This window comes from Streptomyces sp. NPDC031132, from assembly GCF_055570595.1.
In genome coordinates, this window is record NZ_JBVIGX010000025.1 from 87,810 (window position 1) to 113,737 (window position 25,928).

Sequence of the window (25,928 nt, forward strand, 5' to 3'; positions counted from 1 at the left end):
TCGGCAGTCCGATCGGACCAACACGAGGCGACCCCCGCGCAGGGCGACGTAAGTGCAACGTCTAGAGTGGCGTGGTACGTGCGAGCCTTCAGCGGACCTTTATGTCCGGAGCTTGCTGGTTTCTCTGTCAGGGGTGTGCGTGACGGCCGTCGAATCCCGTCCAGCGGGGGTGCTCGGGACGAGCCCCGGTCACCGGCCGTTCGGGGCCCGGGTCATGGCTTTCGTGGCTTTGACCAAGCCGCGGATCATCGAACTTCTGCTGATCACCACAGTGCCGGTGATGTTCCTCGCCGAGCAGGGTGTGCCGTCGCTGTGGCTGGTCCTCGCGACCTGCTTCGGCGGCTACTTGTCCGCGGGCGGCGCCAACGCGCTGAACATGTACATCGACCGCGACATCGACGCGCTGATGGACCGGACCTCGCAGCGGCCGCTGGTGACCGGCATGGTCAGCCCGCGCGAATGCCTGGCCTTCGGCATCACCCTCGGGGTGGTCTCCACCCTGTTCTTCGGGCTGCTCGTCAACTGGCTGTCGGCCGCGCTCGCGCTCGGCGCGCTCCTCTTCTACGTCGTCGTCTACACGATGCTGCTGAAGCGGCGCACCGCGCAGAACATCGTCTGGGGCGGCATCGCGGGCTGCATGCCGGTGCTGATCGGCTGGTCCGCCGTCAAGAACGAGGTCTCCTGGGCCGCGGTCATCCTCTTCCTCGTCATCTTCTTCTGGACGCCGCCGCACTACTGGCCGCTGTCCATGAAGGTGAAGGACGACTACGCGCGTGTCGGCGTGCCGATGCTGCCGGTCGTGGCCGGCAACCAGGTCGTGGCGCGCCAGATCGTCCTCTACAGCTGGGTGATGGTGGCCGTCTCGCTGCTGCTGACCCCGCTGGGATACACCGGCTGGTTCTACACCGCGGTCGCCCTGGCGGCGGGCGGCTGGTGGCTGTGGGAGGCGCACGCGCTGCACGCGCGGGCCAAGGCGGGCGTGACGGGCGCGAAGCTCAAGGAGATGCGCCTGTTCCACTGGTCCATCACCTACGTGTCGCTGCTGTTCGTGGCCGTGGCCGTGGATCCCTTCCTCCGTTGACACTTCCTCCGCCGATTACCCGCCGGTAGCATGGTGTCCATGGCAGACACCACCGCGGACACCGCAGGCAAGAAGCAGGACCGGACGGCCGCGAAGCTGGCCAAGCAGATCGGCGCGTTCGCCAAGCAGCACGGCGGCGCCGAGGGCCAGCTGGCGCACATCGGCCAGGCCGGCACCCGGATCGTCCTCGTCGGCACGGACGGCGGCTGGGGCGACCTGGTGGCCCCGACCTACGCGGTGGCCCAGCTGGCTGCCGAGAAGGCCGGCCTGACCCTCCACGAGGAGTTCGACGGCGAGTTCGCCGCGCGTGTGAAGACCGGGCCGTACGAGTGGTCGCGGATGGCCGGCATCCAGCTCGGCGGGGCGGCGAACCCGGCGGCCTGACGCCCGGCGTGCCGCGCTCCGGCGGGGGCTGCGCCCCTGTGGTGGCCGCTCGGTCAACAGCGCGAGCAACACCTCACACCCCGCTCACCCGTTAGGACGTGTGGAAGCCCCTTCCTCACGTCCGCAACGGGATGCCCGGATGATCGAAACGCCGCCCCTGGTGGACCAGTACTGCCACGGAGTGCTCCGTACCGAGCTCGGCCTCGGCACCTTCGAGGCCCAGCTGATCCGCTCGGCCGGCCCGCCCGCCGCCGGGACCACCTTCTTCGACACCCAGACCGGGTTCGCGGTGCGCCGCTGGTGCCCGCCGCTGCTCGGGCTGGAGCCGCACTGCGTCCCCGCCCGGTACCTGGCCCGGCGGCGCGAGCTCGGCGCGGTCGAGGCCGGGCGCAGGCTGCTGCGCGGCTCCGGCGTCGCCGCCTATCTGGTCGACACGGGAGTCCCCGGGGACCTCACCGGCCCCAAGGAACTGGCGCTCGCGGCGGACGCGGACGCCTTCGAGGTCGTACGGCTGGAACTGCTGGCCGAGCAGGTCGCCGACACCTCCGGCACGGTCCCCGCCTTCCTCGCCAACCTCGCCGAGGCCGTCCACCACGCCGCCGCGGCGGCCGTGGCCTTCACCTGCGGTGCGGACGCGGGGTATCCCGCCGTCCTCGGCCGCGCCCCCGAGCCGCCCGGTCCGGGTGAGGTGCACGGGGCGGCCGGGCGGTGGCTGGCCCGGCGCTCCAAGGGCGGGGCCGTCCGGGACCCCGTACTCCTGCGGCACCTGCTGTGGAGCGCGGTGGCGACCGGGCTGCCGCTCCAGCTGCACACCGGGGCGGGCGCGGGGGATCCGGGGCAGCGGCCCGAGCAGGCCGATCCTGCGCTGCTGACGGAGTTCGTACGGGCCACCGCGGGGCTGGGGACCCGGCTGGTGCTGCTCGGCGGATACCCGTACCACCGGCACGCCGCCCAGCTGGCGGCGGCCTTCCCGCACGTCCACGCCGATCTCGGCGCGGCGCTCGGGCAGAGCGGACCGCGGGCGGCGGGGGTGCTGGCCGAGGTCCTGGAGCTCGCCCCCTTCGGCAAGCTGCTGTTCTCCAGCGGCGGGCGCCGGCTGCCCGAACTGCACGCGGTGGGCGCCCTGGTGTTCCGGGAGGCGCTGGGCCGGGTGCTCGGCGGCTGGGTCGGCGAGGGCGCCTGGACCTGGCGGGACGCCGAACGGGTGGCGGCCATGATCGCGGCGGGCAATGCCCGCCGCGTCTACCGGCTGGACGAGCGCGGGTGAGCCGGCGCCCCTCGCCTCAGACGGACGAGAGCTGCGGGTCGGCCTGCGCCGGGATCGCCGCCTGCGCCGCCGGCCGCTCGCGCAGGCTCAGTGCCACGCGGACCACGGCGATCCACACCAGGCAGGAGCCGAGCATGTGGGCGGCGACCAGGGCCTCGGGCACGTGGGTGAAGTACTGGACGTAGCCGATGCCGCCCTGGGCGAGCAGCACGATCAGCAGGTCGCGGGCGCGCGCCCGGGTGTCGGCCGGAGCGTCGACCACGCGCAGCACCAGCCACATGGCCACGGCGAGCGCGCACACCACCCAGGCGGAGATCGCGTGGACGTGCGCGGTGGCCGCCCAGTCGAACGGCATCCGCTTGATCTCGCTGCGGTCGCCCGCGTGCGGACCGGAACCGGTGACCACCGTGCCCGCGGCGATCAGCACCAGCGTGGTCGCGATCAGCGCCCACGAGAGCTTGCGCACGGGACCGGGCACGCGCGGCCGGGGAGCGCCGTCGCCCTCGCGGGTGCGCTGCCAGGTGACCGTCGTGACGGTGATCAGCGAGGTGGCGAGGAGGAAGTGCCCGGCCACGCTGTACGGGTTGAGCCCCGTCAGGACGGTGATGCCGCCGAGGACCGCGTTGCCCATCACGATGAAGAACTGGGCCCAGCCGAGCTTCGTCAGCGAACGGCGCCACGGCTTGGCCGAGCGGGCCGCGATGATGCACCAGCCAACGGCCGCGCTGAGCACGTACGTCAGCATGCGGTTGCCGAACTCGATGGCCCCGTGGAAGCCCTGCGCCTGGGTGACGATCAGGCTGTCGTCGGTGCACTTGGGCCAGGTGTCGCAGCCGAGACCGGATCCGGTCAGCCGCACCGCACCGCCGGTGACGACGATGAGCACGCTCATGACGAGCGCGGCGAACGCGGCCTGCCGGACGATCCGGGGTGACGGAGTCCAGCGGCCGGCGATGAAAGCGAGAGGGGTCAACACGGCCCTTATCGTACGCGGGGCCTTGTGCAAACTTTCACGAGGGGGTCCCGACGGGCCTGCCCGTGGCCGCATCGGGCCCGACGACCAGCCGGAACCGGGCCCCGGCGGGGTCGCCTTCCTCGTGCCACCAGACGCGCAGGCGCCAATGGGCGCCGTCGCCGGGGTAGTCCGCGGAACCCGTGAACCCGTGCACCAATTCGGTGCCTACATCCTCGGCTGTCCTGTTTCTTACATCTGCCCCGCTGTGCCACGGATGTTCCTGTACGTTCCACAGCCCGTCAGGACCGCGCACCTCGAAGCGCCACACCGCGCGCCAGGGCGTGACCTCCAGCATCGTGCGCACCTGCTCGGCGCCGAGGTGCAGCCGGGCCGCGATCTCGGGCTCGGCCACCCCGTGGATCCTGGCCGCCACCACGGCCTGCGGCAGCAGGGGTTCGGGCAGCAGACCCCGCGCGCGCAGGTTCACCAGGGAGTCGAAGGGCAGGAAGCGCAGGCGCAGTTCCAGCTGGCGGCCGATGTGGTCGAGGGCCTCCTCCGCCTCCTGGGCCTCCTCCGAACCGGGGTCCGCGAGGAGCAGCTGGCGGAAACCGCCCTCCGCGTCCACCGCCCACGCCACCGCCTCCTCGGCGGAGCCCAGCTCCGCGAGGCGGTCCCCGAGGAACACCTTGGCCTGCGCGAGGCCGCGCCGGTTGACCGGATCGTGCCGGTCCAGGCCCGCCCACACCTCGACGGCCGCCCGGGTCAGGTCCCGGGCGCGCTCGCCCGCCGCCCGCTCCATGGCGCTCGGGCCGGTCTCGGCCGCCGGGCCGAGCGGGTAGCGGGGCAGCCGCTCCCCGTCGCTCAGCGGCCAGGAGAGCCAGACCCCCTGGTTGATCAGGCCCCGGGCGTACCAGCGGGCGTACTCCGGGGCGTGCCCGGCCGCCCGCTGCGCATACCGCAGCCCCTCCTCGACGGCCGCCAGGGCCCCGGCCCGGTCGCCGCCGGCGAACCGGCGGGCCGCCAGGTCACCGAGGCGAAGGCCGAGCCGCGCCGCGCACTCCGGATCGGTCCGCGCCGGTTCGCGCAGTGCGCCGATCAGCTCCGTCAGCAGCGCCTCCGCCTCGGCAGGCGCCGCCCGTGCGGCCCCCGACCGGACCTGCGCCCATTGAGCATCCAGCCGTAGTACGTCTTCCCGCTGCGCCATGCCCGCCCCCCGGCGTCCTGGTGTGCCCCGCCCCCGCGGGGCGGCGCCCATCCTCCTGCCAGGCCAACGTCCGGGGGCGGGGATTCACTCCCAGCGGAACAGCTTCGCGGCGGCGCCGAGCCCGAGCACGGCCCAGGCGGCGAGCACGGCCGCGTCCCCCCAGGGCAGCGCGGCCCCGTGCCGGAGCACCTCGCGCAGCCCGTCGGACAGCGCCGAGATCGGCAGCAGGCCGAGTACGGACTGCACGGCGCCGGGGAACTTCTCCATCGGCACGATCACCCCGCCGCCGACCAGCAGCAGCAGGAACACCAGGTTGGCGGCGGCCAGCGTGGCCTCGGCCTTCAGGGTGCCCGCCATCAGCAGCCCGAGCCCGGAGAAGGCGGCCGTTCCCAGCAGGACCAGCGCGGCGACCGCGAGCGGGTTGCCGTACGGGGACCAGCCCAGCGCGAAGGCGATCACCGTCAGCAGCGCGATCTGCAGGACCTCGGTGACCAGCACGGACAGGGTCTTGGAGGCCATCAGCGCCCACCGCGGCAGCGGCGAGGCGCCGAGCCGCTTGAGCACCCCGTAGCGGCGGTCGAAGCCGGTGGCGATGGCCTGCCCGGTGAACGCGGTGGACATCACGGCCAGCGCCAGGATGCCGGGCGCGAGGAAGTCGACGGACTTCCCGGCTCCGGTGTCGACGATGTCCACGGCGGAGAACAGCACCAGCAGCAGCGCCGGGATGATCACGGTCAGCAGCAGCTGCTCCCCGTTGCGCAGCAGCATCCGCGTCTCCAGCGCCGTCTGCGCCAGGATCATGCGGGACACGGGCGCGGCCCCCGGGTTGGGGGCGAACGTACCGGCGCTCATGCGCGCAGCTCCTTACCGGTCAGTTCCAGGAAGACGTCTTCGAGGGTGTGCCGCTCCACCGAGAGGCTGTTCGGCATCACCCCGTGCTGCGCGCACCAGGAGGCGACGGTGGCCAGCAGCTGCGGGTCCACGGCGCCGGTGACCCGGTAGACGCCCGCGCTGAGCTCGGCGGCCTCGGTGCCGTCGGGCAGCGCCTTGAGCAGCGAGCCGAGGTCGAGGGCGGGCCGGCCGGTGAAGCGCAGGGTGTTCTCGGCGCCGCCGCGGCACAGCTGCTCGGGGCTGCCGTGGGCGATGACCCGGCCGGCGTCGACGACGGCGACCTCGTCCGCGAGCTGCTCGGCCTCGTCCATGTGGTGGGTGGTGAGGACGACGGACACCCCGTCGGCGCGCAGTTCCCGTACGAGGTCCCAGGTCGCCCGGCGGGCCTGCGGGTCCAGCCCCGCGGTCGGCTCGTCCAGGAAGACCAGCTCGGGCCGGCCCACCACGGCCATGGCGAGGGCCAGGCGCTGCTGCTGGCCGCCGGAGAGGCGGCGGTAGGCGGTGCGGCCGCAGCCGCCCAGCCCGAGCCGCTCCACCAGGACGTCCACGTCGAGCGGGTCGGCGTACAGCTTGGCCATGTGGCGCAGCATCTCGACGGCGCGGGCGCCGGAGTAGACCCCGCCGGACTGGAGCATCACGCCGATCCGCGGGCGCAGCGCCTCGGCCTGGGCGACCGGGTCGAGGCCGAGGACGCGGACGGTGCCGGCGTCGGGGCGGCGGTAGCCCTCGCAGGTCTCCACGGTGGTCGTCTTGCCCGCGCCGTTGGGACCGAGGACGGCGGTGACCGAGGCCTTGCGGACGGTGAGGTCCAGGCCGTCCACCGCGGTTTTGGATCCGTACCGTTTCACCAGTCCGCGGATCTCCACGGCGGGGTCGTTGCTCATGCGGGTGAGTCTACGGAGGCGGAGAAGGGGGCCCGGGCGCCGGGGGAGACCACCTGCAGCGGGGCCGCCGTAGGCCGCTTCCGTGCAGGTGGCAGGGGGTGCCGCTTCACTCTCCGTGGACAAATTAGGTAACCCTTAGTGATGGAGGCCACCAGGAGTGGCGTCCGTCACGGCTTGTCGGGGCTCGACTAATTACGCAACAATGGCGTTGTGAAATACGGCGAACGGATGCTCGAGACCCCCCAGGGGGAGCTCGCTACCGGGGAGCGGTCAACCCGCAACCGGGTCGCGCGCTCCATCCTGGACCACGGTCCGTCCACCGTCGCCGACCTCGCCGCGCGTCTCGGCCTCACCCAGGCCGCCGTCCGCCGCCACCTCGACACGCTCGTCGCCGACGACGTGGTCGAACCCCGTGAGCAGCGCGTCTACGGCACGCGCACCCGGGGCCGGCCCGCCAAGGTCTTCGCGCTGACCGACTGCGGCCGCGACGCGTTCGACCAGTCCTACGACTCGCTCGCCGCGGACGCCATGCGCTGGATCGCGCAGGCCGCCGGCGGGGGCGAGCAGGGGGAGGCGGCCGTCGCCGCCTTCGCCAGGGCGCGGATGGACGCACAGGCCGAGACCTACCGGGAACGCCTGGCCGCCGCCGCCCCCGCGGAGCGCACCGAGGCCCTTGCCAAGGCGTTGACCGCCGACGGGTACGCTGCTACGGCGAAGAGCGCTCCCGGTCCGCACAGCGGTGAACAGCTCTGCCAGCACCACTGCCCGGTCGCCCATGTCGCCGAGCAGTTCCCGCAGCTCTGCGAGGCGGAGACCGAGGTCTTCTCCCGCTTGCTCGGGACGCACGTGCAGCGCCTCGCCACGATCGCCCACGGCGACGGGGTGTGCACCACGTTCATCCCCCGAGGCGCGGGCACCACACAGACCGACACATCAGCATCTGCAAGTACGGCCGGGAGGAACCCCGCATGACCACGGAGACTGCTCACCCTGAGCTCGATGGCCTGGGCACCTACGAATATGGCTGGGCCGACTCCGACGCGGCCGGCGCCGCCGCCAAGCGGGGTCTGTCCGAGGACGTCGTGCGCGACATCTCGGCCAAGAAGAACGAGCCGGAGTGGATGCTGAAGCTCCGTCTCAAGGGCCTCAAGCTGTTCGACAAGAAGCCCATGCCGACCTGGGGCTCCGACCTCTCCGGCATCGACTTCAACAACATCAAGTACTTCGTGCGTTCGACCGAGAAGCAGGCCGCTTCGTGGGAGGACCTGCCGGAGGACATCAAGAACACGTACGACAAGCTCGGCATCCCGGAGGCGGAGAAGCAGCGCCTCGTCGCCGGTGTCGCGGCCCAGTACGAGTCCGAGGTCGTCTACCACCAGATCCGCGAGGACCTGGAGGAGCAGGGCGTCATCTTCCTCGACACGGACACCGCGCTCAAGGAGCACCCGGAGCTCTTCCAGGAGTACTTCGGCACGGTCATCCCGGTCGGCGACAACAAGTTCGCGTCGCTGAACACCGCCGTGTGGTCGGGCGGCTCGTTCATCTACGTGCCCAAGGGCGTCAAGGTCGACATCCCGCTCCAGGCCTACTTCCGCATCAACACGGAGAACATGGGCCAGTTCGAGCGGACGCTGATCATCGTCGACGAGGACGCGTACGTCCACTACGTCGAGGGCTGCACCGCCCCGATCTACTCCTCGGACTCGCTGCACAGCGCCGTGGTCGAGATCATCGTGAAGAAGGGCGGCCGCTGCCGCTACACGACGATCCAGAACTGGTCGAACAACGTCTACAACCTGGTCACCAAGCGCGCCGTGGCGTACGAGGGCGCGACCATGGAGTGGATCGACGGCAACATCGGTTCCAAGGTCACCATGAAGTACCCGGCCGTCTACCTGATGGGCGAGCACGCCAAGGGCGAGACCCTGTCCATCGCCTTCGCGGGCGAGGGCCAGCACCAGGACGCCGGATCCAAGATGGTCCACATGGCGCCGAACACCTCCTCCAACATCGTCTCCAAGTCGGTGGCGCGAGGCGGCGGCCGCACCTCGTACCGAGGCCTGGTCGAGATCGGCGAGGGCGCCCACGGCTCCAAGTCGAACGTGCTCTGCGACGCGCTCCTGGTCGACACCATCTCCCGCTCGGACACGTACCCGTACGTGGACGTCCGCGAGGACGACGTCTCCATGGGCCATGAGGCCACGGTCTCCAAGGTCTCCGACGACCAGCTCTTCTACCTGATGAGCCGCGGTCTGACGGAGTTCGAGGCCATGGCCATGATCGTGCGCGGCTTCGTCGAGCCCATCGCGCGCGAGCTGCCCATGGAGTACGCCCTGGAGCTCAACCGGCTGATCGAGCTGCAGATGGAGGGTTCGGTCGGCTAGTCCCCGACCGCCCACCACCAGCTCCACGGTCCGCGCCCCCGGCGGGCCGAGGATCGTAACGACGTAGGAAGAGAGCAAGACGACAGCCATGGCTGAGGCTCAGAACATTCCGGCCGGGTCGACCACGGCCGGCGCGATCGCGGTGGCCGCCGAGTCCACCGTCGCCACCCGGATGAGCGCACCCCCGTCCTTCGACGTGGCGGACTTCCCCGTCCCCCACGGCCGCGAGGAGGAGTGGCGGTTCACCCCGCTGGCGCGCCTGCGTGGTCTGCACGACGGCACCGCGGTCGCCAACGGCACCATGAAGGCCCAGATCGACGCGCCCGAGGGCGTCACCGTCGAGTCGGTGGAGCGCGGCGACGCGCGCATCGGCAAGGCCGGCACCCCGGTGGACCGGATCGCCGCCCAGGCGTTCTCGTCCTTCGCCAAGGCCACGGTCGTCACCGTGCCCAAGGAGGCCGTCCTGACCGAGCCCGTGCGCGTCTCGCTGCACGGCGAGGGCGGCACGACCTTCGGCCACACCGTCTTCGACGTCCAGGCCTTCGCCGAGGCCGTCGTCGTCATCGACCACACCGGTGACGGCGTGCGCGCCGCCAACGTCGACTTCCTCGTCGGCGACGGCGCCAAGCTCACCGTCGTCTCCGTGCAGGACTGGGACGACACCGCGGTCCACTGCTCCCAGCACAGCGCGCTGGTCGGCCGCGACGCGACCTTCAAGTCGATCGTGGTCACCTTCGGCGGCGACGTCGTACGCCTGCACCCGCGGGTCAGCTACGCGGGCCCCGGCGGCGAGGCCGAGCTCCTCGGCCTGTACTTCACGGACGCCGACCAGCACCAGGAGCACCGCCTCCTGGTCACGCACGACGCCCCGCACTGCAAGTCCCACGTGGTCTACAAGGGAGCGCTGCAGGGCGAAGGCGCCCACGCCGTCTGGATCGGTGACGTCCTCATCGAGAAGAGCGCCGAGGGCACCGACACCTACGAGATGAACCGCAACCTCGTCCTCACGGACGGCGCGCGGGTCGACTCGGTGCCGAACCTGGAGATCGAGACCGGCGAGATCGTCGGCGCCGGCCACGCCTCCGCGACCGGCCGCTTCGACGACGAGCAGCTGTTCTACCTGCAGGCCCGCGGCATCCCGGCCGGCGAGGCCCGCCGCCTGGTCGTGCGCGGCTTCTTCGCCGAGCTCGTCCAGCAGATCGGTGTCCCGGACATCGAGGAGCGCCTCCTCGCCAAGATCGAGACCGAGCTCGAGGCGTCCGTCTGATGACCTACGTCAAGGCCTGTGCGCTGAGCGAGCTCGAGGAGAACACCCCGAAGCGGGTGGAACTCGACGGCACGCCGGTGTCCATCGTCTCCACCGAGGGGGAGGTGTTCGCGATCAACGACATCTGCTCGCACGCGAACGTCTCGCTCTCGGAGGGCGAGGTCGAGGACTGCATGATCGAGTGCTGGCTGCACGGGTCCTCGTTCGACCTGCGCACCGGCAAGCCCTCCGGTCTGCCGGCGACCCGCCCCGTACCCGTATACCCCGTAAAGATCGAAGGGGACGACGTGCTCGTCTCCCTCACCCAGGAGTCCTGAGGCACCCATGGCAACGCTTGAAATCCACGACCTGCACGTCTCCGTCGAGGCCGAGAACGGCGCCCGGGAGATCCTCAAGGGTGTCGACCTCACCGTCAAGCAGGGTGAGACGCACGCCATCATGGGCCCCAACGGCTCCGGCAAGTCCACCCTGGCGTACTCGCTCGCCGGTCACCCGAAGTACACCATCACCGGTGGCACCGTGACCCTCGACGGCGAAGACGTCCTGGAGATGTCCGTCGACGAGCGCGCCCGCGCCGGCGTCTTCCTCGCCATGCAGTACCCGGTCGAGGTCCCCGGCGTCTCGGTCTCCAACTTCCTGCGTACGTCGGCCACCGCCATCCGCGGCGAGGCGCCGAAGCTGCGTACCTGGGTGAAGGAGGTCAAGTCCGCGATGGAGCAGCTCCAGATGGACCCGGCCTTCGCCGAGCGCAACGTCAACGAGGGCTTCTCCGGCGGTGAGAAGAAGCGCCACGAGATCCTCCAGCTGGAGCTCCTCAAGCCGAAGATCGCGATCCTCGACGAGACCGACTCCGGCCTCGACGTCGACGCCCTGCGCATCGTCTCCGAGGGTGTCAACCGCGTCCGCGAGTCCGGTGAGGTCGGCACGCTGCTGATCACCCACTACACGCGCATCCTGCGCTACATCAAGCCCGACTTCGTGCACGTGTTCGCGAACGGCCGCATCGCGGAGTCCGGTGGCGCCGAGCTGGCGGACCAGCTGGAGGCCGAGGGCTACGACAAGTACGTGAAGGGTGGCGCGACCGCGTGACACAGATGCCTGGCCTCCTCGACATCGAGGCGATCCGCAAGGACTTCCCCCTTCTGGATCGTGTGGTCCACGACGGGAAGAAGATCGTTTACCTGGACAACGCGGCGACCTCGCAGAAGCCGCGCCAGGTGCTCGACGCGCTGAACGAGTACTACGAGCAGCACAACGCCAACGTCCACCGTGGCGTGCACGTGCTCGCCGAGGAGGCCACGGCGCTGTACGAGGGCGCCCGCGACAAGGTCGCCGCCTTCATCAACGCGCCGAGCCGCGACGAGGTGATCTTCACCAAGAACGCCTCGGAGTCGCTCAACCTGGTCGCGAACATGCTCGGCTGGGCGGACGAGCCCTACCGGGTCGACCGCGAGACCGAGATCGCCATCACGGAGATGGAGCACCACTCCAACATCGTCCCGTGGCAGCTGCTCTCGCAGCGCACCGGCGCGAAGCTGAAGTGGTTCGGCCTCACCGACGACGGCCGGCTCGACCTGTCGAACATCGAAGAGGTCATCACGGAGAAGACGAAGATCGTCTCCTTCACGCTGGTCTCCAACATCATGGGCACGATCAACCCGGTCGAGGCGATCGTCCGCCGCGCCCAGGAGGTCGGCGCGCTGGTGCTGATCGACGCCTCGCAGGCCGCTCCGCACATGCCGCTGGACGTGCAGGCGCTCGGCGCCGACTTCGTGGCCTTCACCGGCCACAAGATGTGCGGCCCGACCGGCATCGGCGTCCTCTGGGGCCGCCAGGAGCTCCTGGAGGACCTGCCCCCGTTCCTCGGCGGCGGCGAGATGATCGAGACCGTGTCGATGCACGCCTCGACGTACGCCCCGGCGCCCCACAAGTTCGAGGCGGGTACGCCCCCGATCGCCCAGGCCGTCGGCCTCGGCGCGGCCGTGGACTACCTGAGCGCGATCGGCATGGACAAGATCGCCGCCCACGAGCACGCGATCACCGAATACGCGGTGAAGCGCCTCCTGGAGGTGCCCGACCTGCGGATCATCGGCCCGATGACGGCCGAGGACCGCGGCGCCGCGATCTCCTTCACGCTCGGTGACATCCACCCGCACGACGTGGGTCAGGTCCTGGACGAGCAGGGCATCGCGGTCCGCGTGGGACACCACTGCGCGCGCCCGGTCTGCCTGCGCTACGGAATTCCTGCGACCACGCGGGCGTCTTTCTACCTGTACTCCTCTCCGGCGGACGTCGACGCACTGATCGACGGGCTGGAGCACGTACGGAACTTCTTCGGCTGACGAGGGCGACGAGGACGACGCAGTGAAGCTGGATTCGATGTACCAGGAACTGATCCTGGACCACTACAAGCACCCGCACGGGCGTGGCCTGCGCGACGGCGACGCCGAGGTGCACCACGTCAACCCGACGTGCGGCGACGAGATCACGCTGCGCGTGAAGTACGACGGCGAGACGCTCACCGACGTCTCGTACGAGGGCCAGGGCTGCTCCATCAGCCAGGCCAGCGCGTCCGTGCTGAACGAGCTGCTCGTCGGCAAGGAGCTGGCCGAGGCGCAGAAGATCCAGGGCGTTTTCCTGGAGATGATGCAGTCGAAGGGCAAGATCGAGCCCGACGAGGCCATGGAGGAGGTGCTGGAGGACGCGGTCGCGTTCGTCGGCGTCTCCAAGTACCCGGCTCGCGTGAAGTGTGCTCTGCTGAGCTGGATGGCCTGGAAGGACGCGACCGCCCAGGCACTGGGCGACGGCGCGGAGAGGAAGACGGCATGACCGAGAACGCGACGCCCGCCGAGGCGTCGATCAAGCCGGCCACCGAGGAGGAGGTCCGCGAGGCCCTCTACGACGTGGTCGACCCCGAGCTGGGGATCGACGTCGTCAACCTGGGCCTGATCTACGGCATCCACATCGACGACGCGAACATCGCGACCCTCGACATGACGCTGACCTCGGCGGCCTGCCCGCTGACGGACGTCATCGAGGACCAGGCGAAGTCGGCGACGGACGGCATCGTGAACGAGCTCCGCATCAACTGGGTCTGGATGCCCCCGTGGGGCCCGGACAAGATCACGGACGACGGCCGCGAGCAGCTGCGCGCACTCGGCTTCAACGTCTGAGCGACCTCGCTCCGCGAAGGGCCCCCGGCACTCTGTGCCGGGGGCCCTTCGCGTTCTCCCGGAGCTTGCGGGAGCTTCCCGAGAGGCCCTCCGTGTTCGTCCGGCGGACGATTGACGTGCACCGGATGTTGGCCGCGGTGGCCGAACCTGCTCGACGGCCGTCACGGCGTGACGTGGTTCGCGCTCGGCTCGACTCTTGGGACGGGACACCGATGAAGAAGCAGCTTGGCATCGCAGGGATCGCGGCGCTGGTCGTGGCCGGCACGGTCACCGTCGCGCCCGCGCAGGCGGTGACGTACGGGACGCCGACCATCAGCCTGTCCGCGTCGTACCTGTCCGGCGCCGTCGGCGCGGTCGGGGACCCCGTGGTGAACGTGACCGTGGGGCAGAGCGGCGCCGACGTGTCCGCGCTGACGGTCGGCGCCTCCGCGTCGAGCAAGGCCTCGGTCGCCGGCACGGGCGACGTGAGCGTCACCGGGGCCGGTGCGGTGCGGCAGCTGGCCGTCACCGCGCGCGGCCGCGGCTACACCGACCTCACGGTCAAGGTGACGGGGCTGGGCGGCAAGAGCGCCACCAAGACCCTGTCGTACGCGGCCTCCTCCGCCGTGCAGAACCCGGCCGACGCCCGCTACTTCACCGGCGCCTCGGACTCCTCGGCCGCCGTGGACGTCGGCGCCGGCTACACCGTCGTCGCCGACGACGAGAGCAACGTGCTGCGCCTGTACGACCGTTCCCGCTCGGCCGCCCCGGTCCGCACCTGGGACTTCAGCTCGCAGCTCGGCGTCACCAAGGAGGTGGACATCGAGGGGGCGACCCTGATCGGGAACACCGTCTACTGGACGGGCTCGCTCGGCAACAACAAGGACGGCGAGTACAAGGCGCCCCGGAACACGGTGTTCACCACCACGGTGAGCGGCTCCGGTTCGGGTACGCAGCTCGCGTACGGGCGCTCGTACAAGAAGCTCCGCGACGACCTGGTGGCCTGGGACAAGGCGAACGGCAACCGCTACGGCTTCGCGGCCGGCACGGCGGCGGGCGAGGCGCCCAAGCAGATCGACGGCTTCAACGTGGAGGGGCTGGAGTTCGCGCCGGGCTCGACCACGACCGCGTACCTGGGCTTCCGCGCCCCGCTGGCCCCGGCGGTGCCGGGCGGCAAGGCGCTGGTCGTACCGGTGACCAACTTCGACAAGATGCTCTCCAGCGGGGCCAACGCCACCTTCGGGGCGGGCATCGAGCTCGACCTCGGCGGGCTGGCGATCCGCGACATCCGCAAGAACGCGGCGAACCAGTACCTGATCCTGGCCGGCTCCTGGGCCGCGGACGACAACTCGGACCCGTACGCGCTCTACCAGTGGGACGGCGTCGCGGGCCACGCCCCGGTCAAGCGGGCCGACCTGCCGACGACCGACCCGGGCGGCTGGGAGGCCGTCGTGGACGTGCCGGACCTGTCGGTGGCGGGGGCGCGCGTGCAGCTGATCACGGACAGCGGGTCCGCGGACCTGTACGGGGACGGAGTCGAGGCCAAGGACCTGACGCACCCGGAGTGGAAGAAGGCCCGGGCGGCCTGGTTCACGCTGAACTGAGGTGCGGGACGCCGACGAACCGGATCTGGCGGGGGCACTGGCACGGCTGCCGGGGCAGTTCCTGACGGCGGACCGGCCGCGGGCGCAACTGGAGTACGACCCACGGACGGCCCGTGCCCTGGTGGCGGTGAGGGACGGCATCAGCCTCCAGGTCCTGCTGACGAACACGGAGTACGACGAGACGTACGTACGGGACGTCCTGATGCGCATCCTGAACTCCAGCCCCGCCGGCGTGTGAGGCGCGGGGTGTGGGGCGGAGCCCCGGGAAACGGGGAAGGGGCGGGGCGGGGACCAAACGCGCGCAGCGGAACCCGCACCCGGCGGCGACGCTACCCGGCAGCGCGGACCGCGGCCAACGCCACGGCAACGCTGCCTTCGATGTCCCGGATCGGGTAGATCACCTCGCGCACCGTGCGCTCACGGTCCACGACCAGCGTCAACCGCTTGAGCCGACTCACCCCCGCCGCCCGGAACGTCGGCAACCGCAACGCCGCCGTCAACGACAGCTCCGCATCCGAGAGCAGCGGAAACCGCAGCCCCTCCGCCTCCGCGAACTCCCTCTGCTCGTCGGGCCGCTGGGTCGACACCCCGTGCACCGTCGCCCCCGCCGCCGTGAACTCCGCCAGCTGGTCCCGGTACGTGCACGACTCGAACGTGCACCCCTTCGCGCCCGGGATCCCCGCCCACCCCGGCGGGTAGGACTCGGCCCGCGCGTACGCGCCGGGGAAGCAGTACAGGACCGTGAACGGCGTGTCCGCCACCGGATCCCGGACCTCCCCGAACCGGTCCGGCAGCGCCAGCTCCGGCAGTCGAGTGCCGCGCAGCGCGTGCACCCGTTCCGCCTCCCGCGAGGACTCCTCCGTGGTCGCCGTCATCTCTCCCTCTCCCAGGACCCAGGTGTCTCCCCAGTCCTGGAGGGCCACCAGGACCGGCAGCAGCCCCCGCCCGCGCGGGGTCAGCCGGTATTCGTGCCGCACCGGACGTTCCTGGTACGGCTCGCGCGTCAGCACCCCGGCTTCGACCAGCAGCTTCAGCCGCTCGGCGAGCACCTTGCGGGACATCCCCAGCTCGCGCTGGAACGCGTCGAAGCGGTGCACGCCGCGCGCGGCGTCGCGCACGATCAGCAGCGTCCACCAGTCGCCCACCACGTCGAGGGCCTGGGCGATGGCGCAGTCCGCGTCGTCGAGGTGTGTGCGCTGGGCCATGGGCACTCCTTTGTCCGTTGACCCAAGGCTGTCATGCTGACATAGTCCGTTCCCAAAAGGAACTGACCAACGGGCGGGGGCGTGGTGCAAGGCTTCAAGGACGTGCCGAGAGCGGTGTGGCTGCTGGCGGCGGGGGTGTTCGTCAACGCCGTCGTCAGCTTCACGTTCGTCTTCGTCTTCCTGTACCTGACCGGCCCGCGCGGCCTCGGCGCCGCCCAGGCGGGCCTGGTCACCGGCATCGGCGGCGTCGGCCTGGTCGCCGGCAACTTCACCGGCGGCTGGTACGGGGACCGCTTCGGCCACCGCCGGGTGCTGCTCGCCGCCTCCACCGCCGGCGGCCTCGCCCTGATGTCCTTCCCGCTCCTGCCCACCGCCGGGCTCTACGCCGCCCTGCCGCTGGCCCAGTACGCCTCCGGCGTGGTCCGGGCGGCGAACTCCGCGCTGGTCGCCGTCACCGTCCCCGAGGGGGCCCGACGGCAGGCCTTCGCCGTCGTCCGCTGCGTCTCCAACGGCGGCTTCACCCTCGGCCCGCCCCTCGGAGCCCTGATCGCGACCGGGCTCTCGTACGACTGGCTCTTCGTCTGCGACGGCCTCGGCACCCTGTTCTTCGCCCTCTGGACCTCACGGGTGGTCCCCGCCCGCGGGGCTTCCCGCAGTGCCGCCGCGGCCCCGGACGGGGGTCGGGGCCGCGGCTTGTGGGCGGAGCTGCGCGCACGGCCCGCCGTACTCGTCCTCCTCGGCGCGATCCTGGTGACCGACCTCGTCTACCGCCAGCAGTACGGCACCTTCCCCGTCTTCCTCGCCGACCACGGCCTCGACACCCGGGCCTTCGGCCTCGTGATCGCCCTCAACGGCGCGGTCATCCTGCTGCTCGAGCTCCCGGCCGCCGTCGCACTGCGTGCCCGGCCGCCGCTCCCGGTCATCGGCGTCGGCCTGGTGCTGGTCGGGGCCGGGTACGCGGCGCTGCTGCCCGGGGTGGGGGTCGCGAGCGCCGTGGTGATGATGGTGCTGCTGAGCCTCGGCGAGATCCTGTACAAGACCACCGCCACCGCATACGTCGCCGACCAGGCGCCCGAGCACGCCATCGGGCGGTTCCAGAGCCTGTACGCGGGGGTGTCGGTCAGTGGCGTCGTCCTCGGCCCGCCGCTGGGCGGAGCCCTGTACACGGCCGCGCCCGGGCTGCTGTGGCCGCTGTGCGCGGCGCTGGCGGCCGGAGCGGGCGGGGCGGTGCTGTGGGTGTCGGCGCGGCAGCGGCGACACGCGGGCCGACCGGCACATGAGACCGGTTCGCAACCGCAGGCCGTCGCCGGTTAGGTTTCGGGCATGACTGCTACGCGTACCACCGGCGCCGTCGCCGCCGGACTTGCCACCATCGCCTCCGACGGCACCGTCCTCGACACCTGGTTCCCCGCCCCCGAGCTGGTCGCCGAGCCCGGCCCGGCCGGCACCGAGCGCCTCACCGCCGACCAGGCCGTGGAGCTGCTGGGCGCCGCCGCGGCCAAGGCGATCCGCCTGGACGCGGTCCGCGACGTCGAGGTCGTAGCCGTCCGCACCGTGATCTCCTCCCTCGAGGACAAGCCGCTGGACGCGCACGACGCGTACCTGCGCCTGCACCTGCTCAGCCACCGCCTCGTCAAGCCGCACGGCCAGAGCCTGGACGGCGTCTTCGGACTGCTGGCCAACGTCGCCTGGACCTCGCTGGGCCCGGTCGCCGTGGACCAGGTCGAGACCGTACGGCTGAACGCGCGCGCCGAGGGCCTGTACCTCCAGGTCACCTCGATCGACAAGTTCCCGCGGATGACGGACTACGTCGCCCCCAAGGGCGTGCGCATCGCCGACGCGGACCGGGTCCGCCTGGGCGCGCACCTCGCCGAGGGCACCACCGTCATGCACGAGGGCTTCGTCAACTTCAACGCCGGCACCCTCGGCACCTCCATGATCGAGGGCCGCATCTCGGCGGGCGTCGTGATCGGCGACGGCTCCGACATCGGCGGCGGCGCGTCCACGATGGGCACCCTCTCGGGCGGCGGCAAGCAGATCATCTCGATCGGCGAGCGCTGCCTGATCGGCGCCGAGGCGGGCGTCGGCATCGCGCTGGGCGACGAGTGCATCGTCGAGGCCGGCCTGTACGTGACCGCGGGGACCCGCGTCACCCTCCCGGACGGCCAGATCGTCAAGGCCCTGGAACTCTCGGGGGCCAGCAACATCCTCTTCCGCCGCAACTCGGTCACCGGCACGGTCGAGGCCCGCCCGAACAACGCGGTCTGGGGCGGCCTGAACGAGGTCCTGCACAGCCACAACTGACCTCCGCCGCCGAGCTGACCTGCGGCTGGACTGCCGCCGGTCGTCACGCCGGCCACCACGAGTGCCCTCCCCGGCCCACAACGGCCGGGGAGGGCATTTCAGCAGGGATCACTTCCCGGGTATGCCGACGAGGTTCGGGCCGTTGTCGATCAGCCTGCCCCGGTTCTTGGCGGCCTGGCGTTGTGCCGGGGTCACGCACAGGGTGTCGCCGTCCCACGCGTCGCGCCAGACGTAGCCCGGCTCGCAGGTGCTCGGCCCGTAGGCGCCGCCGCCGGGCTGGCGGTGGGGGTTGCGGTCGTGGACCCTCTGGCGTTGTGCCGGGGTCACGCACAGGGTGTCGCCGTCCCACGCGTCGCGCCAGACGTAGCCCGGCTTGCACGTGTTCGGCCCGTAGGCGCCGCCGCCGGGCTGCCGGTTGGGGTTGTAGTCGCCCGGGAGGACGCTCCGGGCCGACGACTGGGTCTGGGGCGTGGTGATCGCCGCGGATGCCGGCAGCGCGATGCTTCCGGAGACGAAGGCGGCCGAGGTGAAGACCAGCATGAGGCGCGAGATCCGACGCTTGGAGTGCGCTCCGGTCGGCGTGTGGACGTGGTTCGACATGAATGCTCCTTGAGGTGTGCGCCCAGCGGCAGGCGCCGCCGGACCTGTGCCGTGAACACCCCCAAGTAGGCGCGAGGGCGACAGCCCCCGTCAGGCCACGGAAAGATGTGGCTTGACGGCGGGGAGCAGGCCTGCAGGACCTGACCGCCTCGAAACGACAAGCCCCCTGCCGGCGGAGAAACCGCAGGCAGGGGGCTTGATCGTGCAGGTACGGACACGTGCCGCACGGGAGGCCGCTCCCGTACCACCCGGTCCGACGTCCTCCCGCCCCGAGCGCGGGAGGACGGGCCGGTCAGGAGTGGGGGAGGGTGCGGATGAGGCCCGCGAAGGCCTCCTCCTCCGCCTCGGTCAGCTCGACCGACTCCATCGGGTGCGCGGCAGCGGTGCGCTGCGCCGGGATGACCGCGATGCCCTCGAACGCGCCGGGCTCCGGGTGGTTGAAGCGGGCGCCCCACAGCATGTGGCCGAGGCCGAGCACCCAGACGAGGGCGGCCACGAGCAGGACGGCAAGGCCGATTTCCTGGGCGAGGGAGATGGAGGGGAACACGCGGTCCTCCGGGGATACGGGCCGACATGGCCGAGCGTGGGGACATGTTCGAGCGTGGGGACACTCAACACCACAACCCGGGTCGAATGGGTGGTGATGTGGCGAGCGTCACGCCAGGGGCGAAAGTCCCCACTTGTCCGCAGATCCGAACCGAACCGGCCCGGAGGCCTCCCCGCTCAGTCCGCCAGGCGCAGCTTGAAGCCCTCGTGGCTGCGCGCGAAGCCCAGCCGCTCGTAGAAGCGGTGGGCGTCCGCCCGCTGCTTGTTGCTGGTCAGCTGGACCAGACCGCAGCCGCGCTCGCGCGCCCGCGCCACGGCCAGCCGCATCAGCTCCGCGCCCAGTCCGCCGCCCCGCCGGTCCGCGCGGATCCGCACCGCCTCGACCAGCGCCCGCTCCCGCCCGCCCTGGCCGAGGCCGGGAACGTACGTCAGTTGGAGGCAGCCGAGCACCGTCCCGGTCCCGCCCTCGCAGAGGACCAGCATCTCGTTGCGGGCGTCCGCCTCGATCGCGGCGAACGCCCGCTCGTGCGCCTCGGTGACCTCGGCCCGCTCCTCCTCGCCGGCGTCCGCCAGCAGGGCCAGTACGGCGGGCAGGTCCTCTCGGGTGACAGTACGGAAGATCATGACCGGCAGTGTGGCAGGGGGCCCGGAAGGGACGGCGTCCGGGCCCCCTGCGGCTCAGGTCCGCACCGCGGTCACGGGCGGAAGCGGAGCACCTGCGGGTCGTGGTCGCTGTTCTGCGCCGAGAACTCCGCGTTGATGTGCACGCTGTCGTACGCGAAGGACTTGATCGCCGGGCTGGTCAGGATCTGGTCCAGCACCTGGGCGTTGCCCTGGTAGACGTACGAGTAGCGCTCCGCCTTCGGCAGCGACTTGATCGCCGAGTACAGCGCCCCGCCGTCCTCCAGCGCCTGCGCGGTCCCCGAGAACTCGAAGTCGTTGATGTCGCCGAGGGCGAGGACGTTCGCGTTCTTGTCCGCAGCCAGGATCTCCTTGACGAAGCCGTTCACGGCCTGCGCCTGCAGCAGCCGCTTGGCCTCCGAGGAGCGGACCGGCGGCTGGTGGGACGAGGTCAGGCCCTCGTCGCCGCCCTTGGAGCCGAAGTGGTTGGCGATCACGAAGACCGTCCTGCCCTTGAAGACGAACTCGCCCGCCAGCGGCTTGCGGCTGTCGGCCCACGCCGGGTTCGCCGGGTCGATCCGGCCGGGGGAGTGGGTCAGGGCGGCCTTGCCCTGCTCCTTGACGACACCGGTCGCGGTCACCGCGTCGCCCGCCGCGCGGTCGGTGAAGGAGACGCGCGCCGGGTTGAACAGGAACACCTGGCGGATGTTGCCGCCGGGCTCGCCGCCGTCCTTCTTGTCCTCCGGGTTGACGGTGCGCCACTGGTACGCCGGGCCTCCGGCCGCCACGATCGCCGCCGTGAACTTCGTCAGCGTCTGCTCCGCCGACACGGTGCCGTCGTTCTTGGCGCCGTTGTCGTCCTGGATCTCCTCCAGGGCCAGGATGTCGGGCGAGGCGAGGTTCGCGACGACGGCCTTCGCCAGGTTGTCGAACTTCTCCTGCGGGTCGCTCGGGTCGAGGTTCTCCACGTTGTACGTGGCCACCGCGAGCTCGCCCGGGGCCTGCGCCTTGGTCTTCTCGGGGGCGAGGGTGCCCGCCTTGACCGCGCCGAGGGTGCGGGCCACCAGGGTGTAGCCGCCGAACTGGTTGAAGTCCAGCGGGCCTTCGGTGGTGCCGGTCAGCTTGTCGCCGACGTTGGCCACCGGGAAGGGCTGCTGCGCCAGCGGCGCGAGCTGCTGGATCTGGAGCCGGCCGGTGTTCTGGGACTCGTACGAGCCGTAGATCGTGCCGCCGCGCTTGGCGGTGTTCTCCCAGCCCTTGACCGTGACCCACAGCTCCGCGTACGGGTCGGTGGCGCCGACCACGCGGGAGTTGCCGATCTTCACGTTCATGCCCTCGAGGGACTCGTAGAAGTCCAGGGCGTAGCGCGAGGGGTCCAGGGTCAGGCCGTTGATGCTGCCGGCGGCGGCCGCGTCGCCCGCCGGGGCGTACGCGGCGGGCACGTTGTACTCGTTGATCGCGGCGGCCTCGGGCAGCGCGTTGCCCGAGGAGACGACGGTCACGGCCGGCTTGGAGATCTGGGTGACCGACTGGTTGCCGGAGGAGACGCCCCCGGGGATGTACTCGCCGACCAGGCCGGAGACCTTGACCGCGTCGCCGACGGCGACGGTCGGGACGGAGCTGGTGAAGACGAAGACGCCCTCACTGGTCGCGTCGTTGTCGTCGGCGTCCGGGTCCTGCATCCAGAAACCGCGCGAACCGTACGTGCGCACGCCGGTCACGATGCCCGCGACGTCGGCGACCTGCTTGCCGTTGAGCGGCGATATCCGGGTGGTGCCCTGGATGTCGTGGATGCGTATCGGATCGGCGGACACGGCGCCTTCGGCGGCGTCGGCGGTGCCCGCCAGCAGGCCGGTGGCCAGGGCGGTGGCGACGAGTGCCGAGACGGCGGCGGAACGGGGATGCGAGGAGCGCATGGTCAGGAACTCCGGTGTGTGGAAGAGACGAGCGAAGGGGTGATGCGTGGTTTTGGCGGGATACGTGCGGCGGACCCGCGGCCGGGCCGCAGGAGATCCGCAGGAATCCCGGTGGTTCCCCATAGATCTACGCGCGTCAATTTCCTGGGTGACCAGGGAAGTTGTCAAGGCCTCCAGGGGATACGGAAGCTGACTGTGGGATGAACCAAAGGAGATGACCCGCCGGGCGCGCCCGATATGCGTCTACGCTTGTGCGCCGGACGGCCGCCCACGGCGGCCGGACCACCGCCCCGGGGGCGGCCCGACCGCCGCCCCGACGGCGGCCGTGCCCACCGCCCCACCGCGTCCGCGAGGAGACCGCCCCATGTCCGCAGAGCCGCACGCCACGCTGCCGCCCGTACGGCTGCCCTCCGATGCGGAACTGGCCCGCGACGCCCTCGGCGCCCCGCTGTTCGCCCGCGCCGTACGGCTCGCCCGCTGGGCCGGACCGGACACCCGCGTCGACATCGGCGGCGAACTCGTCGCCGCCCAGCTGCCCGAGGCCGCCGCCGCGCTCGGCCTCGACGCCGCCGACGAGGAAGGCGCGGTCCTCGCGAGCCAGGCCTGGCGCGTGGCCGTGGACACCGGCCTGGTCGACGTGACCGAACCCGATGACGACGACGGCGACGAGGAGTCCGGCACCGCCGTGCCCGGCGAGGACCTGGCCCTGGTGACCGGCGGCGCGCCGGGCGAGGTGCTCGACCTGTGGCTGGCCGCCCTGGACACCGTGCTCGCGGACGCCGCCGTGCCCGATCTGGACGGCCTCGTCGACGCCTTGGACGCGGGCGACGACATCGACTTCGACCAGCTCGACTGGAACCCGCGCCGCGAGGCGGACTTCCTCGACGAGGTCCTCGCCAACCTCTACCTGCTCACCGTCACCGAACACGGCGCCTCGGACGGCCCGATTCCGCTCCCCGTGCTCGCCGCTTCGATGGTCATCCCGGAGGACATGAGCGAGCCGACCGACGCCGTGCTGGAACAGGTCTCGAACGCGATGATGCGCCTCGACAACCAGTTCCGGCAGCTGGAGCCGATCGGGCTCGTGGAGTTCCGGCCCGTCGACGAGGCGCTGATGGCGGAGGTGGACGACGAGGAGCCCGCCGCCGGTCCGGCGGTCGGCGCGGCCGACGACGAGGACGTCTCCCGGTACGGGATGGTGCGGCTGAGCCCGCTCGGCCTGTACGGGATCCGCGCCCGCATGCTGGAGGCCGGGGTCGCCGCCCCCGCCGTCGGAGAGCTGGCCGACAAGGGCGCGGACGCCCTGCTCGACGCCGTCTCCGGCTACCCCGAGGGCGCGGCCCAGGCCGAGATCGAGCAGTGGTTCGTCGGCCGTGAACTGCCCGCCGCGGTCGCCGAACTGCTGGCCGCCGCCCAGGGCGCCGACGAGGGCGGCCCGCTGCGCCGACTGCGCTGCCAGCAGGCCCTCGCCCCGGCCGGTCCGGAGGCCGAGCCCGCGGTCCGCGCGGTGCTGGACGACCCGGAGCTCGGCGGGCTCGCCCGGGTCTGGCTGTCCGAGCGCGGGGTGGCCGACGTACCGGCGCCGGACGGGGCGATGGTGTTCTGGCTGACCGTCGACACGATCGCGGCGCAGCTCGCGGCGGACGGGGAGACCGCGGAACTGCCGCTGCTGATGGAGTCGCTGACCGCGCACCACGCCGGGTTCTTCGACCAGGTGTGGAGGGTGGAGCACCCGGCGACGGCGTACGTGCTGGAGGCGATGGGCCGGATGCACCCGGACAAGAAGGCCGCCAAGGAGGCCCGCAAGGCCGCCTTCAAGGCCCGCTCGCGGCCGTCCTGACGCCGCGCGGAACCAGGGCCGGCACGAAAGCGGGAGAGAGGGCCGCAGTGGGTACCGGAACGCGCCGTTCCTGAGCCGGACTTGGCCATTCCGGCCACCGGCAAGGGGTCGGTTTCCCTTCGTGGGTAGTTCAGCCGCCGTTCACGTGCGGGCGGGAGCGTGTGCGCCGACGACCGCACGACAGGCGCACCCACCTCCCCACCCCTGGAGACCCGATGCCGCTCAGCCGTAGAGACTTCACCGCCCGCACCGTCATCGCCGGCGCGGGAGTCGCGCTCACCGGAACGGTCGGCGCACTCGCCACCGCCCCGGGAGCGCTGGCGGCCGACGACGGCACCCGCCGCGACGAGCAGGGCCGGCCCTGCGAGCCCGGCTACGGCCCGCTCCTCGCGGACCCGGCCGGACTGCTCGCCCTCCCCGCCGGGTTCAGCTACCGCGTGATCACCCACAGCGGTGTCACCACGCTCGAGTCCGGCGAGTCCACGCCGTCCCACCACGACGGCACGGCCGCCTTCGAGGGCCACCGCGGCGTCACGCTCCTCGTCAACAACCACGAGCTCAAGGGCAAGCGGGCGGACTGGGCCCACCCCGTCCCCCTCGCCGAAGGCCTCGTCTACGACCCGGCCGCGGCCGGCGGCTGCACGGTCGTCGAGGTCCGGCGCGGCGGCGAGGTCGCCGAATGGGTGGGCGTCGCCGGTACGTCGACCAACTGCGCCGGCGGTGCCACCCCCTGGGGCACCTGGCTGACCTGCGAGGAGACCGAGGACCTCGCCGGCAAGAACGGGATGACCAAGGACCACGGCTACGCCTTCGAGGTCGACCCGCACGACCGCCGCGCCAACCGCGACCCCAAGCCGATCAAGGCCTTCGGCCGCTACGCCCACGAGGCCGTGGTCATCGACCCGCGCCAGGGCCACGCGTACCTGACCGAGGACGCCTCCGGCCCCAACGGGCTGCTCTACCGCTGGACCCCGCCGAGCGGCTTCCGTCACGGGCGCGGCAAGCTCCGTACCCTCGCCGCCGACGCCGGAGTGCTCGCGGCCGCCAAGTGCTTCGACAGCGCCGGCCGGTTCGTCGACGACCTCTCGCGCGCGACGAAGACCGGCACCGTCTACGGGGTCGATTGGGTGGACGTGGCGGACCGCGACGCGCGGACGGTGCCGGTGCGCAAGCAGTTCGCGGACGGCGCGGTGACCCGTGCGCGCAAGCTGGAGGGCATGTGGTGGGCCGACGGCGGCGCCTACTTCGTCTCCTCGTACGCCCGTGAGGAGAGCCCGGGCGCGGCGCACGACGGCCAGGTGTGGTTCTACGACCCGAAGCGGCGCACGGTCCGGCTGATGGTGGTGCTCGGGGTGAACGCCGACCCGGCCGCGGACGGCTCCCTCGACGGCCCCGACAACATCACGGTCTCCCCGTACGGCGGGCTGGTCATCGCGGAGGACGGCAGCGGCCTGCAGCACCTCTTCGGCGCAACCGAGTCGGGACGCACCTACCCGCTGGCGCGCAACGAGCTGAACATCGGGACGGCGCAGGAGCCGGAGTACTCCGAGTTCACGGGGGTCTGCTTCTCCCCGGACGGGCGCACGCTGTACGCCAACATCCAGGACCCGGGCATCATGCTGGCCATCACCGGACCGTGGCGGCGCGCGCACTGACGCGTCGGTGGCCGACGGACCGGAGCCCGGTTTTCCGCCGGCTGGTACTCACGATCGACGGCTCGGGGGGGGGGGGGGGGGGGGGGGGGGGGGGGGGGGGGGGGGGGGGGTGGGGGGGGGGGGGGGGGGGGTGAGGGGGGGGGGGGGGGGGGCCCATCCAGGAACGAA

26 protein-coding genes are annotated in these 25,928 nt (G+C 71.7%); 17 read left to right on the forward strand and 9 right to left on the reverse strand.

Annotated elements, in window-relative coordinates:
• The first annotated feature begins 133 nt into the window (after positions 1-133).
• From ACZ49B_RS28750 to ACZ49B_RS28760, 3 genes are all read left to right on the forward strand, one after another.
• Positions 134-1,081 carry a heme o synthase gene (locus ACZ49B_RS28750; RefSeq protein ID WP_468311455.1) on the forward strand — a complete coding sequence of 316 codons (948 nt, stop codon included), beginning with the start codon at positions 134-136 and terminating at the stop codon, positions 1,079-1,081.
• A 39-nt stretch (positions 1,082-1,120) separates the two neighbouring features.
• Positions 1,121-1,465 carry a hypothetical protein gene (locus ACZ49B_RS28755; RefSeq protein WP_468311414.1) on the forward strand — a complete coding sequence of 115 codons (345 nt, stop codon included), beginning with the start codon at positions 1,121-1,123 and terminating at the stop codon, positions 1,463-1,465.
• Between the two features lie 139 nt (positions 1,466-1,604).
• Entirely contained in the window at positions 1,605-2,732 is a 1,128-nt protein-coding gene (locus tag ACZ49B_RS28760; RefSeq protein WP_468311415.1) for an amidohydrolase family protein, read from the forward strand.
• Between the two features lie 16 nt (positions 2,733-2,748).
• On the opposite strand, the gene ACZ49B_RS28765 is transcribed toward ACZ49B_RS28760, so the two are convergent.
• The 4 genes from ACZ49B_RS28765 to ACZ49B_RS28780 all read right to left on the reverse strand — a co-directional run bounded on the left by ACZ49B_RS28765 (position 2,749) and on the right by ACZ49B_RS28780 (position 6,666).
• Positions 2,749-3,738, reverse strand: a complete 990-nt coding sequence (locus ACZ49B_RS28765; RefSeq protein ID WP_468311417.1) for a COX15/CtaA family protein — start codon at positions 3,736-3,738, stop codon at positions 2,749-2,751.
• A 4-nt stretch (positions 3,739-3,742) separates the two neighbouring features.
• Positions 3,743-4,891 carry a hypothetical protein gene (locus ACZ49B_RS28770; RefSeq protein WP_468311419.1) on the reverse strand — a complete coding sequence of 383 codons (1,149 nt, stop codon included), beginning with the start codon at positions 4,889-4,891 and terminating at the stop codon, positions 3,743-3,745.
• An 84-nt stretch (positions 4,892-4,975) separates the two neighbouring features.
• Positions 4,976-5,743 carry an ABC transporter permease gene (locus ACZ49B_RS28775; RefSeq protein ID WP_468311421.1) on the reverse strand — a complete coding sequence of 256 codons (768 nt, stop codon included), beginning with the start codon at positions 5,741-5,743 and terminating at the stop codon, positions 4,976-4,978.
• Complete coding sequence (locus ACZ49B_RS28780) at positions 5,740-6,666, reverse strand: ABC transporter ATP-binding protein (protein WP_468311423.1); 927 nt, start codon at positions 6,664-6,666, stop codon at positions 5,740-5,742. The genes ACZ49B_RS28775 and ACZ49B_RS28780 overlap by 4 nt, the downstream gene beginning before the upstream one ends.
• A 210-nt stretch (positions 6,667-6,876) precedes the next feature.
• On the opposite strand from ACZ49B_RS28780, the gene ACZ49B_RS28785 reads away from it, so the two are divergent.
• The 10 genes from ACZ49B_RS28785 to ACZ49B_RS28830 all read left to right on the forward strand — a co-directional run bounded on the left by ACZ49B_RS28785 (position 6,877) and on the right by ACZ49B_RS28830 (position 15,311).
• Positions 6,877-7,638 carry a helix-turn-helix transcriptional regulator gene (locus tag ACZ49B_RS28785; protein ID WP_468311424.1) on the forward strand — a complete coding sequence of 254 codons (762 nt, stop codon included), beginning with the start codon at positions 6,877-6,879 and terminating at the stop codon, positions 7,636-7,638.
• On the forward strand, positions 7,635-9,050 hold the full coding sequence (gene sufB / locus ACZ49B_RS28790) for a Fe-S cluster assembly protein SufB (RefSeq protein WP_468311426.1): 1,416 nt from the start codon (positions 7,635-7,637) through the stop codon (positions 9,048-9,050). Before ACZ49B_RS28785 ends, sufB begins: the two co-directional genes overlap by 4 nt.
• 88 nt (positions 9,051-9,138) lie before the next feature.
• Positions 9,139-10,317 carry a Fe-S cluster assembly protein SufD gene (gene sufD, locus ACZ49B_RS28795; protein WP_468311428.1) on the forward strand — a complete coding sequence of 393 codons (1,179 nt, stop codon included), beginning with the start codon at positions 9,139-9,141 and terminating at the stop codon, positions 10,315-10,317.
• Positions 10,317-10,634, forward strand: a complete 318-nt coding sequence (locus ACZ49B_RS28800) for a bifunctional 3-phenylpropionate/cinnamic acid dioxygenase ferredoxin subunit (protein WP_053785806.1) — start codon at positions 10,317-10,319, stop codon at positions 10,632-10,634. Before sufD ends, ACZ49B_RS28800 begins: the two co-directional genes overlap by 1 nt.
• A gap of 7 nt (positions 10,635-10,641) precedes the next feature.
• Positions 10,642-11,406: a Fe-S cluster assembly ATPase SufC gene (sufC, locus tag ACZ49B_RS28805; protein WP_327282841.1), complete on the forward strand. Its 765-nt coding sequence runs from the start codon at positions 10,642-10,644 to the stop codon at positions 11,404-11,406.
• A complete protein-coding gene (locus ACZ49B_RS28810) occupies positions 11,403-12,659 on the forward strand; it encodes a cysteine desulfurase (protein ID WP_133898376.1) in 1,257 nt (418 codons plus the stop codon). Before sufC ends, ACZ49B_RS28810 begins: the two co-directional genes overlap by 4 nt.
• A 22-nt stretch (positions 12,660-12,681) precedes the next feature.
• The gene (gene sufU, locus ACZ49B_RS28815) at positions 12,682-13,146 is read left to right on the forward strand and encodes a Fe-S cluster assembly sulfur transfer protein SufU (protein WP_030858995.1); all 465 of its coding nucleotides are present in this window, start codon (positions 12,682-12,684) and stop codon (positions 13,144-13,146) included.
• Positions 13,143-13,490 (forward strand): metal-sulfur cluster assembly factor, encoded by a 348-nt coding sequence (locus ACZ49B_RS28820; protein WP_030292256.1) that lies wholly within the window; start codon positions 13,143-13,145, stop codon positions 13,488-13,490. The genes sufU and ACZ49B_RS28820 overlap by 4 nt, the downstream gene beginning before the upstream one ends.
• Positions 13,491-13,702: 212 nt before the next feature.
• On the forward strand, positions 13,703-15,073 hold the full coding sequence (locus ACZ49B_RS28825; RefSeq protein ID WP_468311432.1) for a DUF3616 domain-containing protein: 1,371 nt from the start codon (positions 13,703-13,705) through the stop codon (positions 15,071-15,073).
• Between the two features lies 1 nt (position 15,074).
• Entirely contained in the window at positions 15,075-15,311 is a 237-nt protein-coding gene (locus ACZ49B_RS28830; protein ID WP_468311434.1) for a hypothetical protein, read from the forward strand.
• A gap of 91 nt (positions 15,312-15,402) precedes the next feature.
• On the opposite strand, the gene ACZ49B_RS28835 is transcribed toward ACZ49B_RS28830, so the two are convergent.
• Positions 15,403-16,278 carry a winged helix-turn-helix transcriptional regulator gene (locus tag ACZ49B_RS28835; protein ID WP_468311436.1) on the reverse strand — a complete coding sequence of 292 codons (876 nt, stop codon included), beginning with the start codon at positions 16,276-16,278 and terminating at the stop codon, positions 15,403-15,405.
• Positions 16,279-16,362: 84 nt separating this feature from the next.
• Here ACZ49B_RS28835 and ACZ49B_RS28840 point away from each other — a divergent pair, with 84 nt between their 5' ends.
• Positions 16,363-17,592, forward strand: a complete 1,230-nt coding sequence (locus ACZ49B_RS28840) for an MFS transporter (RefSeq protein WP_468311457.1) — start codon at positions 16,363-16,365, stop codon at positions 17,590-17,592.
• A 9-nt stretch (positions 17,593-17,601) separates the two neighbouring features.
• A complete protein-coding gene (gene dapD / locus ACZ49B_RS28845) occupies positions 17,602-18,582 on the forward strand; it encodes a 2,3,4,5-tetrahydropyridine-2,6-dicarboxylate N-succinyltransferase (protein ID WP_468311438.1) in 981 nt (326 codons plus the stop codon).
• Between the two features lie 108 nt (positions 18,583-18,690).
• Here the strand turns inward: dapD and ACZ49B_RS28850 are convergent, their stop codons facing one another.
• The 4 genes from ACZ49B_RS28850 to ACZ49B_RS28865 form a co-directional block, all read right to left on the reverse strand.
• Positions 18,691-19,182, reverse strand: coding sequence for a hypothetical protein (locus tag ACZ49B_RS28850; protein ID WP_468311440.1), 492 nt, complete (start codon positions 19,180-19,182; stop codon positions 18,691-18,693).
• A gap of 292 nt (positions 19,183-19,474) precedes the next feature.
• Complete coding sequence (locus tag ACZ49B_RS28855; protein WP_468311441.1) at positions 19,475-19,729, reverse strand: hypothetical protein; 255 nt, start codon at positions 19,727-19,729, stop codon at positions 19,475-19,477.
• A 176-nt stretch (positions 19,730-19,905) separates the two neighbouring features.
• On the reverse strand, positions 19,906-20,352 hold the full coding sequence (locus ACZ49B_RS28860; RefSeq protein WP_468311443.1) for a GNAT family N-acetyltransferase: 447 nt from the start codon (positions 20,350-20,352) through the stop codon (positions 19,906-19,908).
• A gap of 71 nt (positions 20,353-20,423) precedes the next feature.
• Positions 20,424-22,265, reverse strand: coding sequence for an endonuclease/exonuclease/phosphatase family protein (locus ACZ49B_RS28865; protein WP_468311445.1), 1,842 nt, complete (start codon positions 22,263-22,265; stop codon positions 20,424-20,426).
• 364 nt (positions 22,266-22,629) lie between these two features.
• Here ACZ49B_RS28865 and ACZ49B_RS28870 point away from each other — a divergent pair, with 364 nt between their 5' ends.
• Both ACZ49B_RS28870 and ACZ49B_RS28875 read left to right on the forward strand, forming a co-directional pair.
• Positions 22,630-24,105 carry a hypothetical protein gene (locus ACZ49B_RS28870; protein WP_468311447.1) on the forward strand — a complete coding sequence of 492 codons (1,476 nt, stop codon included), beginning with the start codon at positions 22,630-22,632 and terminating at the stop codon, positions 24,103-24,105.
• A 215-nt stretch (positions 24,106-24,320) separates the two neighbouring features.
• The gene (locus tag ACZ49B_RS28875; RefSeq protein ID WP_468311449.1) at positions 24,321-25,760 is read left to right on the forward strand and encodes an alkaline phosphatase PhoX; all 1,440 of its coding nucleotides are present in this window, start codon (positions 24,321-24,323) and stop codon (positions 25,758-25,760) included.
• Positions 25,761-25,928: the final 168 nt, after the last annotated feature.

Bases quoted from the DNA above. Each gene is read 5' to 3' on its own strand.
- ACZ49B_RS28870 (WP_468311447.1), top strand. From the start codon at position 22,630: ATGTCCGCAGAGCCGCACGCCACGCTGCCGCCCGTACGGCTGCCCTCC.
- ACZ49B_RS28875 (WP_468311449.1), top strand. From the start codon at position 24,321: ATGCCGCTCAGCCGTAGAGACTTCACCGCCCGCACCGTCATCGCCGGC.
- ACZ49B_RS28825 (WP_468311432.1), top strand. From the start codon at position 13,703: ATGAAGAAGCAGCTTGGCATCGCAGGGATCGCGGCGCTGGTCGTGGCC.
- ACZ49B_RS28775 (WP_468311421.1), bottom strand. From the start codon at position 5,743: ATGAGCGCCGGTACGTTCGCCCCCAACCCGGGGGCCGCGCCCGTGTCC.
- dapD (WP_468311438.1), top strand. From the start codon at position 17,602: ATGACTGCTACGCGTACCACCGGCGCCGTCGCCGCCGGACTTGCCACC.
- ACZ49B_RS28850 (WP_468311440.1), bottom strand. From the start codon at position 19,182: ATGTCGAACCACGTCCACACGCCGACCGGAGCGCACTCCAAGCGTCGG.
- ACZ49B_RS28755 (WP_468311414.1), top strand. From the start codon at position 1,121: ATGGCAGACACCACCGCGGACACCGCAGGCAAGAAGCAGGACCGGACG.
- ACZ49B_RS28780 (WP_468311423.1), bottom strand. From the start codon at position 6,666: ATGAGCAACGACCCCGCCGTGGAGATCCGCGGACTGGTGAAACGGTAC.
- ACZ49B_RS28770 (WP_468311419.1), bottom strand. From the start codon at position 4,891: ATGGCGCAGCGGGAAGACGTACTACGGCTGGATGCTCAATGGGCGCAG.
- ACZ49B_RS28835 (WP_468311436.1), bottom strand. From the start codon at position 16,278: ATGGCCCAGCGCACACACCTCGACGACGCGGACTGCGCCATCGCCCAG.
- ACZ49B_RS28760 (WP_468311415.1), top strand. From the start codon at position 1,605: ATGATCGAAACGCCGCCCCTGGTGGACCAGTACTGCCACGGAGTGCTC.
- sufD (WP_468311428.1), top strand. From the start codon at position 9,139: ATGGCTGAGGCTCAGAACATTCCGGCCGGGTCGACCACGGCCGGCGCG.
- ACZ49B_RS28860 (WP_468311443.1), bottom strand. From the start codon at position 20,352: ATGATCTTCCGTACTGTCACCCGAGAGGACCTGCCCGCCGTACTGGCC.
- sufB (WP_468311426.1), top strand. From the start codon at position 7,635: ATGACCACGGAGACTGCTCACCCTGAGCTCGATGGCCTGGGCACCTAC.
- ACZ49B_RS28820 (WP_030292256.1), top strand. From the start codon at position 13,143: ATGACCGAGAACGCGACGCCCGCCGAGGCGTCGATCAAGCCGGCCACC.
- ACZ49B_RS28865 (WP_468311445.1), bottom strand. From the start codon at position 22,265: ATGCGCTCCTCGCATCCCCGTTCCGCCGCCGTCTCGGCACTCGTCGCC.
- ACZ49B_RS28800 (WP_053785806.1), top strand. From the start codon at position 10,317: ATGACCTACGTCAAGGCCTGTGCGCTGAGCGAGCTCGAGGAGAACACC.
- sufC (WP_327282841.1), top strand. From the start codon at position 10,642: ATGGCAACGCTTGAAATCCACGACCTGCACGTCTCCGTCGAGGCCGAG.